This is a genomic window from Sulfitobacter sp. D7, from assembly GCF_003611275.1.
GTDB classification, from domain to species: domain Bacteria; phylum Pseudomonadota; class Alphaproteobacteria; order Rhodobacterales; family Rhodobacteraceae; genus Sulfitobacter; species Sulfitobacter profundi.
Window position 1 is genome coordinate 1456191 of record NZ_CP020694.1, and the last position, 16274, is coordinate 1472464.

Below are 16274 nucleotides of genomic sequence, written 5' to 3' on the forward strand. Positions count from 1 at the left end.
CGGTGTTGTGCCCGTCCCGATGCGCGAAAAACGACCGCTAGCTTTCAGACCAAGCCTGCAGCTTCTTGATCACCCCATCGGTCAGCGATTGCAAATCGTCTTGCACCGCCAGCGCGGGGCAGGGCCGATCCAGCCGCGCGGCGATATCGCCCATGCGGAACCCGTTGGCGCTGTCGAGGTTTCCCAACTCTTCCCACGTTACCGGCACGGCGACCGGCGCACCGGGGCGCGCGCGCAGGGAATAGGGCGCGATGGCCGTAGACCCGCGTTCATTGCGCAGCCAATCGATGAAAATGCGGCCCTTGCGCTTGGCCTTGGACATGGTCGCGACATAGCGATCAGGGTTCTGCGCCGCCATGACATGGGCAAAGGTCTTGGAGAACAGCTTGACCGTCTCCCAGCCGCGTGTCCGGCGTAAGGCCAGCCAGACGTGCACGCCCTTGCCGCCGGTGACGATGGCACCCGACTGCAGGCCCAGAGCCGCCAGCGCGTCGCGCAGCTCAAAGGCTGCCGCGCGGACATCGGGCCAGTCCAGCCCCTCATCGGGGTCAAGGTCAAAGACCAGCCGGTCGGGGCGGTCCAACCGGTCAACCCGCGCGCCCCAGATATGATATTCCAGACTGCCCATCTGCGCCGCCGCGATCAGGCTTTCGGGCCGCGTGGCATAGAGGTAATCCGCCGCGTCGCCATCGCTTTCCTCAATCGATACCCGCGACAGTGCATCAGGCATCCCGCCACTGTCGTGTTTTTGAAAGAAACATTGCCCGTCGATCCCCGAGGGGCAGCGGAACAGCGACAGGGGGCGATGGCCCATGAGTTCAATCATGCGCGGGCCGACACGCGCGTAATGCCGCGCCACGTCACCCTTGGTGCAGCCTGCATCGGGGAAAACCTTGCGGTCGGCGTTGCTGATCTGCACGCCGCCGATCTTGCTGTCATCGCCCATCTTCGGCTCCTCCTGCGGTTCCTCCAATGTCACTTGGCCGGCGTCCTTGTCCTGACGCAGGCCCAGAAAACTGCCGTGGCGGATCACGCCATCGGCGGTGAATTCGGTAAAGTCGACCTCGGCCACCAGATCGGCGCGGACCCATTTGGCATCCCGCGCAACCTCGGCTGGCACGTCGCTGGCGGGCGGGGTTTTGCGGGCGGTCATGGCACGGGCAAGATCGGCCATCACCGCTTCGGAAAACCCCGTGCCGACACGGCCTTTATAGCGTAATTCACCCCCCTCATGACTGCCCAACAGGAGCGAGGCAAAGGCGCGGCCCTTTTTGTCAGAGGGGGAATAGCCGATGATGACGAATTCCTGCCGCCGGGTGCATTTGACCTTGAGCCAATTCTTGCTGCGTCTGCCGGAGTAGGGCGCGTCGATACGTTTGCTGATGATCCCCTCGGCCCCGGCTTTGCACGCGCGGTCAAAGACTTCGGGGCCATGACCGACAACATGTTCGCTCAGCCGTAACGGCCCGCCCGCTGGCACGCCGGAAAGCAGCTTTGCCAGACGCGCGCGGCGGTCTTTTTGTGCATCGCTCCGAAAGTCATCGCCATCAAGTGACAGCAAATCGAAAGCGTAAAAAACCAGCGGATGCCCCTCTTTCAGCGCCTTTTGTAGCGATGAAAACGCAGAGCCATTGATCTTGGCCGCCATGACCTCTCCGTCCAGCAGGGCGCGGTCGCAGGGCAGCGGATCAAAAGCATGACCAAGTCCGTTGAATTTGTCGGTCCAATCCTTGCCCGAGCGGGTATAGAGCCGCGCACCGCCCTTGCCGAGAGAAACCAGACAGCGGTAGCCGTCAAATTTCGTCTCATGCATCCAATCCTCGCCCTCGGGCGCGTCGGAAACGAGCGTGGCAAGCTGTGGTTTGACGAAGCTGGGGTTCTTGCCTTTGCGCTTGGGCTCTGGGTCCGCGACATCTCCCGCGGGGGCATCCTTGGCGATTTCCGCCATGGTGCGGCCTGTGGTGATCGACCGGGCGGTGCCCTTGGTCAGCCCATCCGGTACATCGCGGGCATAGTCGTCTCGTTCCTTGATCAGCAGCCAGTTCTCACGCTTTTCCTGACCCCGCATCCGCACCAGTGTCCAACCGCCCTGCATCTGCTGGCCTTGCAGCGTGAATTTGAGCTTGCCGTCCTTCAATCCCTTGGCGACATCGCCCTGCGGCATCCAAGTGCCCCGGTCCCAGAGCATCACCGTGCCGCCGCCATATTGCCCCTTTGGGATCGTCCCTTCGAACCCGCCGTAGTCGAGCGGGTGATCCTCTGTCCGCACGGCAAGACGCTTTTCGGATGGGTCGGGAGAGGGGCCTTTGGTGACGGCCCAGCTCAGCAGCACCCCTTCCCATTCAAGACGAAAGTCATAGTGCAGGCGGGTGGCGTCATGTTTTTGGACAACGAAGCTTTGGCCCGCGCCGCTGCCGATCTGGCCACGGGGTTCGGCTGTCGTCTCGAAATCACGCTTGGCGTTATAATTGGCAAGCCTGTCGGGGGATTTGGCCATCACGAGGCCTTCTTGCGTGGCGCCTTCTTCTTGGCGCTGGATTTACCGCCCGCTTCCTTCAGGCTCTCTTTCAATGCGCCCATCAAGTCGATGACATTCTCGCCCTCGGCAGGGCCGTCATCCCCGGCTTGCACGCGCGGGGTTTTCTTGTTCCTCACCTTCGCTTCCAACAGCTTTTGCATCGCCTCGGCGTATTTGTCGGTATAGGCGGAGGCGTCGAAGGGGGCTGTTTTCTTGTCGATCAGCGATGTCGCCACATCAAGCAGGTCCTTGTCGGTCTTCTCATCCTCGATATCGGTGAAAATCTGATCCGCCTCACGCAGCTCATCGGCGTAGTGCAGCGTCTCCATCAGCAGCCCGTCGCCACAGGGTTTGACGCAGGCCAGATATTCTTTGCCGCGCATGGTGACCTGCCCCAAACCGACCTTGCCCGCTTGGCGCAGCGCGTCGCGCACCACGCGGTAGGCATCTTGTGCCAGATCGTCGGAGGCGGTGATGTAATAGGGTTTGTCAAAGTAGAGCGGGGAGATCTCGCAGGCGTCGACGAATTGCACCAACTCAAAGGTCTTCTTCGTCTCGAGTTTGATCTCATCCACTTCGTCGGGGTCAAGCAGGATATATTCGTCACTGCCGACCTCATAGCCTTTGACGATATCTTCTGCCTTGACCGGCCCGATTCCGGGCACGGATTTCTCATAGCGAACCCGCTTGCCCGAGGGTTTGTGGATCTGCCGAAAAGAGACCTTGGAACTGGTCTTGGTAGCCGAGAATATCTCGACCGGGATCGACACCAATGAGAGGCGAAGCTGACCTTTCCAGAGTGCGCGCGGTGCCATTGGATCCCCTCCTATTTACCCTTGGCGCGGCCCAGCCTGTCGGCCTTGACCGCGTCGCGGTGGCCCATCGGCTCTTCTGGACCGGTGGTGCTGTCCTTACGGGTCTGGGCTTCCATTTCGGAGTTGAACTCGGCCCCCAAGAGCACGATGAAGGCCGAAATCCACAGCCACATCAGCAGGATGATCGCCCCGGCCATGCTGCCGAAACTCTCGTTATAGCTGCCGAAGTTGCTGACGTAGATCGAAAAACCGACAGAGGCGACGATCCACAGGATGCAGGCAATGACGGAGCCGGGGGTGAGCCATTTCCACTCTGCGTCATCGCGGGCGGGGCCATAGCGGTAAAGCACGGCCAGCGCGAGCGTTGTGAGCGCGGCAAGCAATACCCAACTGCCATAGGTAAGCAATGTCTCAACCCAATCCGGCAGGGCGAGGAAGGCGACTACCGCAGGCACCGCCAGTGTCGCGGCAAGACCCAAGAGCAGCACACCGATCAACATCACAGTGAGGCCCAGTGTCCAGATCAATTTGGTGACGAAACCACGGGTTTCATTCTCATCATAGGCCACGTTGAGACCTTCCATCAGGCTGCCAACGCCCTTGGAGGCAGAGTAGAGCGCAAGACCCAGACCGATGAGAAAGGCCCAGCCGAGCCCCGTCTCTTCCGACCCGGTCACGGCAACGGCCTGATCGAGAATGATGGTTGCAGCTTCTTTGGGAATGAGGTTGGTGAGCGCTTCAAGCTGGGCGGTGACCTGTGCAGGCTCCATCACCAGCCCGGCCAGCGCCATCAGCGCGGTGACAGCGGGAAAAATCGCCAGCAGCGCATAAAAGGCAACACCGGCGGCAACGAGCGACACGTGATCGGCGGCGATTTCATCCTTGACCCGAAACAGGATGTCTTTCCATCCGGGGGCCGGTATCTCCATCGGCGTTTCCGCTTCACGTCCGCGCGCCATAATCGTACCTCTGACTTGCAATTATTGTCGTAAAAAAGGAGCCCACCCCCGGGTACCGGGAGCGGGCAATGGTATCGCTTAGCTCTTCACGTCGCCGAGCTTTTGCTTGTCGGCTTCGTTTTTGGCAGCATCTGCAACGCGCTGACCGCTTTCCTTGGCCTTTTTCACGGCGGCGTCGGCGGCGGTCTCTTCGTCGGCTGCGGCATCGGCGTTGGCTTTCGTCTCTTTCAAGACTTTGCCTGCCTCATCCGTGGCGGCCTTGGCTACTTTGCTCAGCTTGTCACGCTCTTCCACGTAGATACGCTCGGCTTCGTTAAAGAGCGCATCGCTGTGCTCGCCCAGATAGGCGTCTTCGGTGCGGCTGCGGGGCAGGGCGGCACCGATGGCGGCACCCACTGCGAGAGCCAATGCACCAGCGACCATCGGATGCTCTTCGAACATGTCCGAGGCACGCTCACCGCCCTGACGGGCATAGCGGCCACCGGCATTCCACGCATCGACGGCACGAGCACGGGCCATCACGATGCGCTCACGCGCTTCGGCGGTCATGTTCTCGGTGCCTTCCGACAGACGGTCGCGCAGCACATGGGCACGCTCGTTGGCAGCATTGGCGCTGTCACGCACGCTATGGGCGGCGCCACTGGCGGTGCTGCGGATGCTGTCTACGGCAGAGCTTGCACCATAAGACGCGCGATCACGGGCATAGCGGGCACCGCTGGCAACCGACGACCCGGCAGAGCGGGCACGACCAGCAGCCGAGCTTGCAGCGCCTTTGACGCTACCGGCGGCGGAGCCTGCGGCACCGGACACACCACTCGCGGCGGAGCCTGCGGCCCCCTTTACGCTACCAGCGGCAGAGCGGGCACGGTCGCCCAAGCCACGGCTATCATCGTCATCATGATGCACATCACGGGCCCATGCGGGCACATTGTCACCTGCGCCACGCTCGGAGCCATAGCTGGAGGCATAGGCGCTTGCAGGGGCGGAGGAGCGGCGTGCGTCACGCACGGCGGGACGGGTTTCGGTGTTGGTCACCGGCACCGGCACGGGATGTGCGCGGTCGCGGTCCAGCCCTTCGTAGCCACGGCGGTCACGGCTGTTGCCGCTGCCGAACATCATCCACGCCAGACCAGCACCCGTCAGCGCCAGAGCAACTGGGTTGCGCTTGGCCGCGTCAGAGATGGAGCGACCCCAGTCGCCGCCATGTTCGCGGAACTGGTCAGAAAACTGACGCGCGATGCCTTCGACCGAGAAGCGGTCTTGCAAATCGTCCAGCGTGTCGGCCAGACCGGCGCGCTCCCGTTCGATTTCGCGTTCAATTTCTTCGGGGTTTCTGGAGTCATTTGTCATCGTAGACCTCCTTCATGGTTGCTGCGTCACGCTTGACGTTTTTGGCGGTGCGGGTCGGCGCAAGGCTGCTGAGTTTCAGATCACTGGTGCCTTTCTGGACCATCACGTAGGCGACGATGGCCAGAAGAACGCCGACGATCACGGCGGACCAGCCAGCGGCGATGCCAGCTTCGGTCAGGGCGGCGACGAGGGCGGCGCTCAGCACATTCAGTGCAGTGAGGGCCACGACAACGGCGCCGACGATCAGCCCAATGGCCACGCCCGCATGTTTCAGGTTCTCGTTCACTTCGGCGCGGGCCAGATCGACCTCTTTGCGCATCAGGGAACTGACGTGGGAGAGTGCTTCGGTCAGCAGGCTCCCGGCGGATTTATTGCTTTCGGTGGTCATGCTTTCTCTCCTGTTACGACGTTGGGCGCGGCAGGCTGCGGGGTCGGCTGTGCGGCGGTGCGGCCGGGCACGGTGCTTGCGGCACCTGTGGGCGGCGTACCCGGCATGGGACGGTCGATGCGGTCGTCGTCGTCATATTCGACGCCGCTGCCGCCATAGCCGCCCTGAGGCCGGTCGCTGGACGCTTTGGCAAAGCGGGTCGCCACAAAGCCTAGAAGGGCAGCGCCACCAAGGAAGACCAGCGGGTTGCGCTTGGCAAAGCCATTAAGGTCGCCCATCATCTCGCCCAGATCTTTGTCGCGCATGGTGTCGGAAACATCGGCAAGGCCATCGGCGAGTTGGCTAAAGCTGCGCTCCTGCGGGGAGCCGCTGCGCAGCTCATCGGCTGCGGTGCGCAGTGCGGAAGCGACGCCTTTGACTTCGTCGGCGGCGGTGTCACGCGCTTGGTAGGCATAGTTGGTGGCTTCGGCAGATACGGTGTCGGCCACGTCCCGGGCCTGTGCCTTGGCGCTCTCGGCAGCACTGCTGGCGGCAGCGGCGGCTTTGTCTTTCGCAGCGGTCGCCTGCTCTTTCGCGGCGGCGGTTTGGGTCTGTGTGTTTTTGTCGTCGGGCATGGTGACCTCCTTTAAAATACGAGATTCAGGATCGCGAGAACGACCACGATCAGGCCGATGAGGTAGAAAATTCCGTGCATGGGTCCCTCCATTCGTCTGCAGCAATTATCTTATCTACAGTCCAACGACTGACGCTGCGGGCGGTTCCCCGGTCAGACCAAAAGATTGCAGGGAACCCGTTGGCCTGTGGGAATTAAACGGGCTCAGAGGCCCGCTGAGCCCACAAACGCAAGCGGCGCGCCCCAAGGGGACGCGCCGCGGCTTAACAAAGGTTAAGTGGTTCTTAGCCGTCGATGCGGCTGGCCATGATGGCGATGGCCTTTTGATAGACGCCCGCCGCGTTCCATGCCTGAATGACGCGGAAGTTCGGCTGCCCTTCCTGATAGCCAGCCCCCGGCTGCCAGCCTTTCTGGCGCAGGAAATTGGCGGTCGAAGCCAGCGCGTCGACTTCGTTATAGAAATCCACGCGGCCGTCACCGTTGCCATCAACACCATAGGTCAGCGCGTTGCCGGGCAGGAATTGGGTGTGGCCAAGCTCACCGTGTTTCGCGCCTTGGGTGTTGGGCGTGATCGCGCCGCGGTCCACCAGCTTTAGGGCACCGATGGCGTGGGGCACGAAAAAGTCGGAGCGGCGGCAATCATAGGCCAGCGTCGTGATCGCCGAGACGACCGCGCTATTGCCCATGAAACCGCCAAAGCCTGTTTCCATCCCGTGAATCGCCAGCAAAACCCCCGCGGGCACGCCATAGCGTTGCTCAAGCGCGTTAAAGAGCCCCGCACTGCGGGCTTTACGCTTGCGGCCTTGGGCCACGATCGTATCCGCGCCACGCACCTGCATGAACTTGGACAGGGAATACTTAAAGGATTTCTGGTTCCGGTCAGCGGCGATGGTCCCATTGGCGTAGCGGGCGCTGGCCAAGGCATCCAGTCCGCGCTGGCCTACTCCGGCGGCGCGGGCCTCTTGGGCGAAAGCGCCTTTCCAGGCCTCAAAGCCATTGGCCGTATTGCCGCATTGGGCTGCCAATGCGGGCGCGGCCATAAAGGTGCAGATGGCCGCGGTGGTGGTGAAAAGTGATTTGAACATGAGTTTGACCCTCTGCGTCTGTGTGCCGATCAGAGGTTAGCCCGTCTGGACAACGGTTCAACTCAGTTGGTGAAGGAAAGGTAAAATCTTTGACCCTCAGCGCGGCAGCAGCGCGCGGACATATTCGATCGCAGTGCCTGCCCAGGCATTGACCTGCGGGGCACTATCTTGGGCAAAACTCGCCCCGCCGAACAGCAAACCGAGGGTCACCAGAAACATCAGCCCTTTTCGGCTGCGTTTGGCGCGGCGGTGCTTGCCTTCCGCGCGTTTTGCGCGCTGTTCAATGCGGGTCAGCCGCTCGTTGAAGGTCGTCGTGGAAGTCGCCATCTTATCTGCTTCCTTTGCAGGGTCTCGTTAAAGATTGCTTAGGTCCTGTGGCCCTTTTATGGCGATGGTGGGGCGGGTTGCGGTCAGCCGCCTAGAAAATAGGACGCGCCGGCAAGTCCCGCAATGCCCGCCCCGATGAAGGCCAGCAACATCAGCAGGCCGTCACGATAGAGCAGCGCCAGCCCGAAGATCGAGATCACGATCATCGGTGCCGAGGTGGCAAAGGGCACCACCTCAAGCGGCGGGACGGAGAAGCAAAGGCAAAGGATGACGACACAGGCGACCTTTTGACCGGTGGGGCCTGCAAAGCGGGACAGCCGGGCATGCAACTTGTCGTCGATCCATTCTGACACGGGCCGCAGCCACTCAACCGACTTTAACACCTTTTCGGATTTCAGAGATCGTTCGCGCAGCCAGTTCGGGGCCCAAAAATGCTCATAGCCCAGCAGCAGCCGCAACGCGAGGATGCCGACCAACAGCGCCAGAACGGTTGGGAAACCGGGAATGCCGCCCAAGGGGGTAAGCTCCATCAGCGGAATGACAGCAAGGGCAGGGCCGTAGCCCCGTTGGTCTAGCGCGTCGATCAATTGGCCGACTTCAACGGTGTCTTTCCCCTGGGAGGCGTCTTTCAGCTCGTCAACAACATCCGTCAGCGCCGTTGAATCCTCGGCCATGATCCGCACCCCTCTCTCGCTGCTCTGTCAAGCCAACGCGGCACGGGAGGCTCTGTTCCGGGGGGGCCATGCAAAAGGGCGCGGAATGAACCGCGCCCTTTCTAATTTCTCCAATCGCCCGGTAGGGCGGGGATGGATCAGCAGCTGTAGTACATGCCGAATTCGACGGGGTGTGGGGTCTGTTCGAATTTCAGAACCTCTTCCATCTTCAGCCCGATATAGCCTTCGATCTGGTCGCGGGTGAACACGTCACCGGCCAGCAGGTAGTCCATGTCCTTGGACAGTTCGTCTAGCGCTTCGCGCAGCGAACCGGCCACTGTCGGGATGTCCGCCAGCTCTTCTGCGGGCAGGTCATAGAGGTTCTTGTCCATCGCCTCGCCCGGATCGATCTTGTTCTTGATGCCGTCAAGGCCAGCCATCAAGAGGGCCGAGAAGGCCAGATAGGGGTTCGCCGCCGGATCGGGGAAACGGGCCTCAACGCGCTTGGCTTTGGGGCTTTCGGTCCATGGGATACGCACGCAGCCCGACCGGTTACGCGCGGAATAGGCGCGCAGAACGGGGGCTTCAAAACCCGGGATCAGACGCTTGTAGCTGTTGGTCGTCGGGTTGGTGAAGGCGTTGAGCGATTTGGCGTGGGTCAGAATGCCGCCGATGAACCACAGCGCTTCTTGGCTGAGGTCGGCGTATTTGTCACCTGCAAACAGCGGCTTGCCGTCTTTCCAGATCGACATGTTCACGTGCATACCAGAGCCGTTGTCGCCAAAGATCGGCTTGGGCATGAAGGTGGCCGACTTGCCATAGGCATGAGCCACGTTGTGAACCACGTATTTGTATTTCTGGATTTCGTCCGCCTGTTCGGTCAATTCACCAAAGATCAGACCCAGTTCGTGCTGGCAGGACGCAACTTCGTGGTGGTGCTTGTCGACCTTCATGCCAAGGCGCTTCATCGTCGAAAGCATCTCGGCGCGCAGGTCTTGGGCTTCGTCCACCGGGTTCACCGGGAAGTAGCCGCCCTTGAGGCCCGGGCGGTGACCCATGTTGCCCATTTCATAATCGGTGTCGGAGTTCCACGAGCCGTCGGATGCGTCAACTTCGTAAGATACCTTGTTGATCTGGTTCGAGAACTTGACGTTGTCGAAAAGGAAGAACTCGGCCTCGGGGCCAAAGTAGGCATTGTCGCCGATGCCGGAGGAGCGCAGATAGGCTTCGGCTTTTTCGGCGGTGCCGCGGGGGTCACGCTCATAGCTTTCGCCGGTGTCGGGCTCGGCGATGGAGCAATGCAGACAGATCGTGGTTTCTGCATAGAAGGGATCGACATAGGCGGTGCTGACGTCGGGCATCAGCTTCATGTCGGAGGCTTCGATGCTTTTCCAACCTGCGATGGACGAGCCGTCGAACATGAAGCCTTCTTCGAGGAAATCTTCGTCGACCAGATCGCTTACGATGGTAACGTGCTGCAAGGCGCCGCGGGTGTCAGTGAAGCGGATGTCGACATATTCGATGCCTTCATCTTTGATTTTGCTCAGGAATTCCTGGGTATCCATCGTGTAGGTCCTTTATGGTCTATTCGTAGTCTGGGCCCGAAGGCCGATGTCAAAGTGCGTCTGAACCGGATTCACCGGTACGGATGCGAATTGTTTGTTCTACAGGGGAAACGAAGATTTTGCCGTCACCGATTTTCTCCGTTTTGGCGGCGTCGACGATGGCCTCAATAGCGGCATCGACCTGATCGTCATCCAATACCACTTCCACCTTCACTTTGGGAAGGAAATCTACAACATATTCCGCACCACGGTAGAGTTCGGTGTGGCCTTTTTGACGGCCGAAGCCTTTTACTTCAATCACGCTGAGGCCTTGAACGCCCACATCTTGAAGGGCTTCTTTGACTTCGTCGAGTTTGAACGGCTTGATGATGGCTTCGATCTTTTTCATGGTATTCCCCTGACAATTCCCGCGCATTTATGCTCTGGTTTCGACAGAGCATCCTGCCCGCGTAACGTCCAGCGCCGGGCAGGGGGTAACATGGCGCGGCGGATGCATTTGCCAAGGGGCGCTGAGAATTTGCGCACCTTGCCTAATAAATAAGCATTCGTGAATCGGTCTCAGGCTGTACCTTTGGGCGGCAGTTGCTAGATCCCATTGCATGACCATTTCCGAGATCACCCGTGAGAGCCTTGATGTTGCACTGTTGCGCAAGCAGCCGGGGCATAAATACGACCACGGCCATGCGCTGATCCTGTCCGGCGGGCCGGGCCAGACCGGTGCCGCACGGATGGCGGCGCGCGCGGCACTGAGGATCGGCGCCGGGGCTGTGACATTGGGCGTGCCGCCAGCGGCGCAGCTTGAAACGGCGATGCAAGTCACGGCGATCATGCTGCAAAGAGTGCCGGATGGCGCGGCGCTGTCGGAGGCGTTGAAAGACAGCCGGATCAATGCGCTTTGCCTTGGTCCCGCCTTGGGATTGGGGGCGCGTGCGGCGGACATGGTCAAGGCCGCCCTTGCCGCGCCCCAAGTTGTTCTGGACGCTGATGCGATCACCCTGCTGTCGCAAGACGCTGATCTGCGCGCCGCCCTTCACCCCGGCTGCGTCCTGACCCCCCATATGGGAGAGTTCGCCCGGCTGGCCCCCGATTTGGCGGAGGCCGCCAAGGATGAGGGGCAGGGCGCCAAAGCGCAGGCCGCCCGGGATGCTGCCGTGCGATTTGGGTGCGTGGTCTTGCTGAAAGGGCCCGAGACGATCATCGCCACGCCTGAGGGGGACCTGCGGCGTCACCGTGCGACCCAAGACCGCGCGACACCGTGGTTGGCCACTGCGGGGGCGGGCGATGTGTTGGCGGGGCTTATTACCGGCCTGCTCGCGCGGGGGGTCGCACCGGTAGAGGCGGCCACCCTCGCCACATGGATGCATGCGGAGGCGGCGTTGCTGCACGGCCCGGGGCTGATCGCTGAGGACCTGCCGGACCTGATGCCACAGGTGTTGCGCGACTTGGGGGTCTAAGCGGCGTGCAGCACCGCGCCGCGAGCGCGGGCGGCATCGGCGGTGCCAAGCTCCAGCCCATCGGCATAGATGATATGCGGGCCGTTGCAGAAAATCTGGATCAACGTCGTCTCTTCCTCACCCAGATCGGTGATGAATTCCTCGTCGACCAATGCGCGCGCTGCGACCAAGGCGCGTTCGGAGTTGAAAAGCGCCCGCGCGCGCCAATCGCGCACCAGCAGCATCTGATCCCCGGCGAGCTGCACATCGCGTTCGGGCCGCGTGTGGCCCAGCGATCCTGCCGCCAGCGCGATGCGCCGCACCTTGCGGGTCGTGCGTTGAATATGGAGGATTTTGGCAAAGCCACTGTCGCGCGTGATGACCCGATCCCCGACCGAGAGGAACTCAACCGGGATTTCACCGTCCAGCGTCAGAATTAGGGCGCCCTGCACAAGACCGGTGTCCAGCGCAGCAAATGGGGAAAACTGCCCCCCACGGCGATCGTTGTCGCCTACGCACCCGACCGTATTCGGTTTCATGGGCGTCTCTTTCTATTGTACCTGCCTCAGGTATCACCAACCATATGCAAACATCTGGTTAATGTCTTGTGCTTTTTTGCTCTCGCATCTGCCGCGCGGGTTTGCTAATCAGCGCGGGCACCGGTTGGTGCAGTGCGGGTGTGGCGGAATTGGTAGACGCACCAGATTTAGGTTCTGGCGCCTATGGCGTGGGGGTTCGAGTCCCTTCACCCGCACCACTTCCCCTCTTAAATGACGGATATTTCAGGCTTTTCGCGGACGCTTTCGTTCAACCCAGAACCGTCAACCAAAGCCATACCGTCAAGATCGAACTGCCCGTCGCGATCAGCACGGAGCTTGCCGCGACACGGCGCGCGCGGCCGTACATATTGGCGAAAATATAGGCGTTGAACCCCGGTGCCATGGCCGCCGTCAGCACGCCGGACCGAAATCCCGCCTGCGGCAGGTCAAACATGGTGCCAAAGCTCCAGACCAGCGCGGGATGTACCAAGAGGGCGATGGCGCAGACCATGAGGATCGCTTTCATGTCGCCTTCGGGCTTGTATTGCAGCAGCACCCCGCCAAGCGCAAAGAGGGCGGCAGGCAGAGCGGCGCGGACAATGAGCGACAGCGCGTCATCCACCACACCGGGGATCGGCAAGCCGCTGAGGTTGACGGCAAATCCGCCAAGGATCGCAATCACCAGCGCGTTGCGGAACATCGCGCGGCTGACGTTGCGCAACAGCGACAGGCCCGATTGCCCGCGGTTGCGCACGAATTCCATCACCGTGATGCCCAAGCCATAGCAAAAGGGCGCGTGGAACGACAGGATCGCATAGTTTCCGGCCAGCGCCTCTGGCCCATAGGCGCGTTCGGTGATCGGTAGGCCCAAGAGGATCGAGTTCGAGAACAAGCAACAAAACCCGATCGCCACACTGTCCTCCCAATCGCGGCGAAAGAGCACCCGCGCGCCGAGGATGCCAAGCGCAAAGCACAGCGCCGCCCCGCCGTAGAAACTGCTTAGAAGACGCGGGTCATAGCTGCTGGAAAGATCAATGCGGGCAATGGCTTGGAACAACAGGCAGGGGATGGCGAAATTTTGGGTGAATTTCATCACCCCGTCGATGCCAGAGACGGGGAACAGCCCGCGCCAGACTGCCACGTAACCAAAGCCGATGACCAGAAAGACCGGCAGAATAACGTCTAAAAGAGTTTGCACTTAAAAGGGGCCTTTTGGGGGCTCGCCGGGGGCGCCGACCCTCTGGCCTGCGCCCGGCGCCGCCTAGTCTGAATGAGGAAGGGGGAAATGAAGGGTCAGCCCGTCATAGGCCGGTTGAATATGATCCGGCGTCTCTGCGGCGACGGTGTGGTAATCAAGATCGTTGTGCATATTGGTCAGAACGGCGGTTTGTGGGGCCACCCGGTCGATCCACTCCAACGTCTGCGCCAAATGGCTATGGGTTGGATGCGGGTCACGGCGCAGCGCATCGACGATCCAGCAGCGCAGGTTGTCCATCATCGGCCAGCAGTCCTCGGGAATGGCTGAGACATCGGGCAAATAGACGATATCGTCAAAGCGAAAGCCAAGCGCGTCGATATTGCCGTGGGTCACGGAAAAGGGCGCGAATTCGAGCGTGCCGCCGGGGCCGTCGATGCGGACTTCGCCGGTGATGTCATGCATGTCGAGGATGGGCGGATAGCTGGACCATTCGGGCTGCACGAAAGCATAGCCGAAGCGCTCGATCAGCGCGTCCCGCGTGGGCGCATCGGCCCAGACCGGCAGGCGGGCGCGCATGTTCATTACCACCATGCGCAGGTCATCCAGCCCGTGCACGTGGTCCGCATGGGCATGGGTGTAGATCACCGCATCAAGCCGTCCGACGCCCGCGTCGAGAAGTTGGCTGCGCATGTCGGGGGAGGTGTCGATCAGAACGGTGGTTGTGCCCGCATCCGTCACCCGCTCCACAAGGATCGAGCAGCGGCGGCGGGCGTTTTTGGGCTCATTCGGGTCGCAGTCCCCCCAGTGGCCGCCGATCCGCGGCACGCCCCCGGAAGAGCCGCTGCCCAATATGGTCACCCGCAGCTCAGCCATCAGCGCGCGGGCTCCCAAGCGGCGGCTTTCGCAAATAGCCGCTCGAAATTCTCCTGCGTGCGGGCCGCGAAATCGGCGTAGTCGAGGCCGAATGTCTCTGCCGCGCGGCGGGCGGTATGGGCGGTGAAGGCGGGCTCATTCGGCTTGCCCCGATGCGGGGGCGGCGCGAGGTAGGGCGCGTCAGTTTCCACCAAGATACGGTCGAGCGGGGCTTGGCTGAAGATATCGCGCAGATCTTGCGACTTGGGAAAGGCGGTGATGCCGGACATCGCCAGGTAAAACCCCAGGTCCAGCGCAGCGCGGGCCAGTTCAGCCGAGGAGGAGAAGCAATGCATGACACAGGAATAGGCACCTTGCGCATGTTCCTCGCGCAGGATGCGGGCAATGTCGTCATCCGCATCGCGGGCGTGGATGATCAACGGCAGGCCACTTTCCCGCGCCGCGGCGATATGGATGCGCAGGGAGGTCTTTTGCACCTCCGCACTCTCGGCGGTGTAGTGGTAATCAAGGCCGGTCTCACCGATGCCGACCATCTTGGGGTGGCGGGTCAGGGCGAGCAACTCATCGACCGAGGCGAGCGGTTCTTCGGCGGCGGACATCGGGTGGGTGCCCGCGGCGTAGAACACCGGATCATGCGCCTCGGCAATGGCGCGCACGGCGGGCTCATTCTTTAGCCGGGTGCAGATGGTGACCATGCGCGTGACGCCTGCGTCAGCGGCGCGGGCGATGACGGCGGGCAGGTCTTCTTGCAGGCTCTCGAAGTCGAGGTGGCAATGGCTGTCGGTGATGTGGGGCGTGTCGGTCATGCTGTCCTTTCGGCTATCGCGGCGCCGTCTGGCCTATCTGCCGCAGGGTATCTAGGACCAGCGCGGCAGGGTCAAGGTTCACCGCCAGTCCATGGCGGGCGCGGTCGGATATCTGTTGCGCGGCATCGGCCCAAGCGCGGCCCTGTGCGGGACTGGGCGAGAGACGTTGCAGCACGGCGATCTCATCGGGGCAGGCGGCTCGCGCAGGCGGCGCACCAGTGGCCCCGGTGCGTGCCAGACGGACCAACAGCAGGTCGAGCAGGGTAAAAAGCAGGTCGAGCTTGGCTTCGGCCCCGCGCTGTGCTGCGGCTTCGGCCAGCTTGATGGCGCGGCCTCGGTCGAGTTGCGGCAGCGAAGAGATCAGCCCCACAAGATCGGCATAGGTTTTGACCCCGCCCATCAGCGACAGGCGCAGCGCGCCGCCGACCGACCCACCGGAAAGCTCGGCCAGCGCTCCGGGGTCGCCCTCGACCTCCACCCCCGAGCCGGCCAACGCCTCGGCCATCTGGTCCGCGTCGAGCGTGCCAAGCCGCAGCGTACGGCAACGCGAGCGAATGGTGGGCAACAGGCTGGAGGGTTGATGGCTCAGCAGCAGCAGGATGGCCCGTTCTGGCGGTTCTTCCAGCATCTTGAGCAAGGCATTGGCGGCGTTGGGGTTCATCTCATCCGCGTCGTCGATGATGACCACGCGGCGGCCCCCGTCGGCGGCGGACATCTGGAAGAACCCGTTTAGCGCGCGGATGTCATCGACGACGATCTGCTTGCGCATTTTCTTGGTGTCGGGGTTCAGCGTGCGGGTGACGGATTTCAGCCCCGCTTCGGCCCCGGCGGCCACACGGCGGGCGACAGGATGCTCGGGGTCGATCTCAAGCGTGTCAGCCGGGGGCAGGTCGAACATGCCGCCATCGGGGTCGGGCGTGGCCAAAAGGAACCGCGCGATACGCCATGCCAGCGTCGCTTTGCCGACGCCGCGTGGGCCGGTCAGCATCCAGGCGTGGTGCAATTTTCCGCTGTTAAACGCGTCGAGAAAGGCGGCCTCGGCTGCGCTTTGGCCGATCAGTTTCGGCGTGTCGCGCGGGTGGCGGGCACCTTCCACACGGTCTGGCTGGGGGGCGTCGTCTGTCATGGCCTCGGTCTAGCATGTTTCGCCGC

General features: G+C 62.0%; 17 protein-coding genes and 1 tRNA gene. 2 read left to right on the forward strand and 16 right to left on the reverse strand.

All coding sequences use genetic code 11. The features are described from left to right. Nucleotides 1-37: 37 nt before the first annotated feature. The 11 genes from ligD to B5M07_RS07100 form a co-directional block, all read right to left on the reverse strand. Nucleotides 38-2497, reverse strand: coding sequence for a DNA ligase D (gene ligD, locus B5M07_RS07050; RefSeq protein ID WP_120350778.1), 2460 nt, complete (start codon nucleotides 2495-2497; stop codon nucleotides 38-40). After that, nucleotides 2497-3333, reverse strand: coding sequence for a non-homologous end joining protein Ku (ku, locus tag B5M07_RS07055; protein ID WP_120350779.1), 837 nt, complete (start codon nucleotides 3331-3333; stop codon nucleotides 2497-2499). Before ku ends, ligD begins: the two co-directional genes overlap by 1 nt. A gap of 11 nt (nucleotides 3334-3344) precedes the next feature. Next, nucleotides 3345-4292: a YihY/virulence factor BrkB family protein gene (locus B5M07_RS07060; RefSeq protein WP_067623518.1), complete on the reverse strand. Its 948-nt coding sequence runs from the start codon at nucleotides 4290-4292 to the stop codon at nucleotides 3345-3347. Between the two features lie 78 nt (nucleotides 4293-4370). After that, entirely contained in the window at nucleotides 4371-5642 is a 1272-nt protein-coding gene (locus tag B5M07_RS07065; protein WP_120350780.1) for a DUF3618 domain-containing protein, read from the reverse strand. Beyond that, a complete protein-coding gene (locus B5M07_RS07070; RefSeq protein ID WP_120350781.1) occupies nucleotides 5632-6030 on the reverse strand; it encodes a phage holin family protein in 399 nt (132 codons plus the stop codon). Before B5M07_RS07070 ends, B5M07_RS07065 begins: the two co-directional genes overlap by 11 nt. Further along, the gene (locus tag B5M07_RS07075) at nucleotides 6027-6644 is read right to left on the reverse strand and encodes a hypothetical protein (RefSeq protein ID WP_120350782.1); all 618 of its coding nucleotides are present in this window, start codon (nucleotides 6642-6644) and stop codon (nucleotides 6027-6029) included. Before B5M07_RS07075 ends, B5M07_RS07070 begins: the two co-directional genes overlap by 4 nt. Before the next feature lie 283 nt (nucleotides 6645-6927). Further along, a complete protein-coding gene (locus B5M07_RS07080) occupies nucleotides 6928-7728 on the reverse strand; it encodes a lytic murein transglycosylase (protein WP_067625783.1) in 801 nt (266 codons plus the stop codon). A 96-nt stretch (nucleotides 7729-7824) separates the two neighbouring features. Next, entirely contained in the window at nucleotides 7825-8055 is a 231-nt protein-coding gene (locus tag B5M07_RS07085; RefSeq protein WP_120350783.1) for a hypothetical protein, read from the reverse strand. Between the two features lie 83 nt (nucleotides 8056-8138). Beyond that, nucleotides 8139-8729, reverse strand: a complete 591-nt coding sequence (locus B5M07_RS07090; RefSeq protein WP_120350784.1) for an exopolysaccharide biosynthesis protein — start codon at nucleotides 8727-8729, stop codon at nucleotides 8139-8141. 137 nt (nucleotides 8730-8866) lie between these two features. After that, nucleotides 8867-10273 (reverse strand): type I glutamate--ammonia ligase, encoded by a 1407-nt coding sequence (gene glnA / locus B5M07_RS07095; protein WP_067625776.1) that lies wholly within the window; start codon nucleotides 10271-10273, stop codon nucleotides 8867-8869. A gap of 49 nt (nucleotides 10274-10322) precedes the next feature. Next, nucleotides 10323-10661, reverse strand: coding sequence for a P-II family nitrogen regulator (locus B5M07_RS07100; protein WP_067266338.1), 339 nt, complete (start codon nucleotides 10659-10661; stop codon nucleotides 10323-10325). A 211-nt stretch (nucleotides 10662-10872) separates the two neighbouring features. Between B5M07_RS07100 and B5M07_RS07105 the strand changes: the two genes are divergently transcribed. Then, nucleotides 10873-11727, forward strand: coding sequence for an NAD(P)H-hydrate dehydratase (locus tag B5M07_RS07105; RefSeq protein ID WP_120350785.1), 855 nt, complete (start codon nucleotides 10873-10875; stop codon nucleotides 11725-11727). Here B5M07_RS07105 and B5M07_RS07110 read toward each other — a convergent pair. Then, entirely contained in the window at nucleotides 11724-12245 is a 522-nt protein-coding gene (locus B5M07_RS07110; RefSeq protein ID WP_067625769.1) for a Hint domain-containing protein, read from the reverse strand. The genes B5M07_RS07105 and B5M07_RS07110 overlap by 4 nt on opposite strands. A 134-nt stretch (nucleotides 12246-12379) precedes the next feature. Here B5M07_RS07110 and B5M07_RS07115 point away from each other — a divergent pair. After that, nucleotides 12380-12463, forward strand: a tRNA-Leu gene (locus tag B5M07_RS07115). Nucleotides 12464-12513: 50 nt separating this feature from the next. Here B5M07_RS07115 and B5M07_RS07120 read toward each other — a convergent pair. The 4 genes from B5M07_RS07120 to B5M07_RS07135 form a co-directional block, all read right to left on the reverse strand. Continuing rightward, complete coding sequence (locus B5M07_RS07120) at nucleotides 12514-13443, reverse strand: AEC family transporter (protein WP_067939491.1); 930 nt, start codon at nucleotides 13441-13443, stop codon at nucleotides 12514-12516. Between the two features lie 63 nt (nucleotides 13444-13506). Beyond that, nucleotides 13507-14316: an MBL fold metallo-hydrolase gene (locus B5M07_RS07125; RefSeq protein ID WP_120352182.1), complete on the reverse strand. Its 810-nt coding sequence runs from the start codon at nucleotides 14314-14316 to the stop codon at nucleotides 13507-13509. Next, complete coding sequence (locus B5M07_RS07130; RefSeq protein WP_120350786.1) at nucleotides 14316-15122, reverse strand: TatD family hydrolase; 807 nt, start codon at nucleotides 15120-15122, stop codon at nucleotides 14316-14318. The genes B5M07_RS07125 and B5M07_RS07130 overlap by 1 nt, the downstream gene beginning before the upstream one ends. A gap of 13 nt (nucleotides 15123-15135) precedes the next feature. Next, entirely contained in the window at nucleotides 15136-16248 is a 1113-nt protein-coding gene (locus B5M07_RS07135; protein WP_120350787.1) for a DNA polymerase III subunit delta', read from the reverse strand. Nucleotides 16249-16274: the final 26 nt, after the last annotated feature.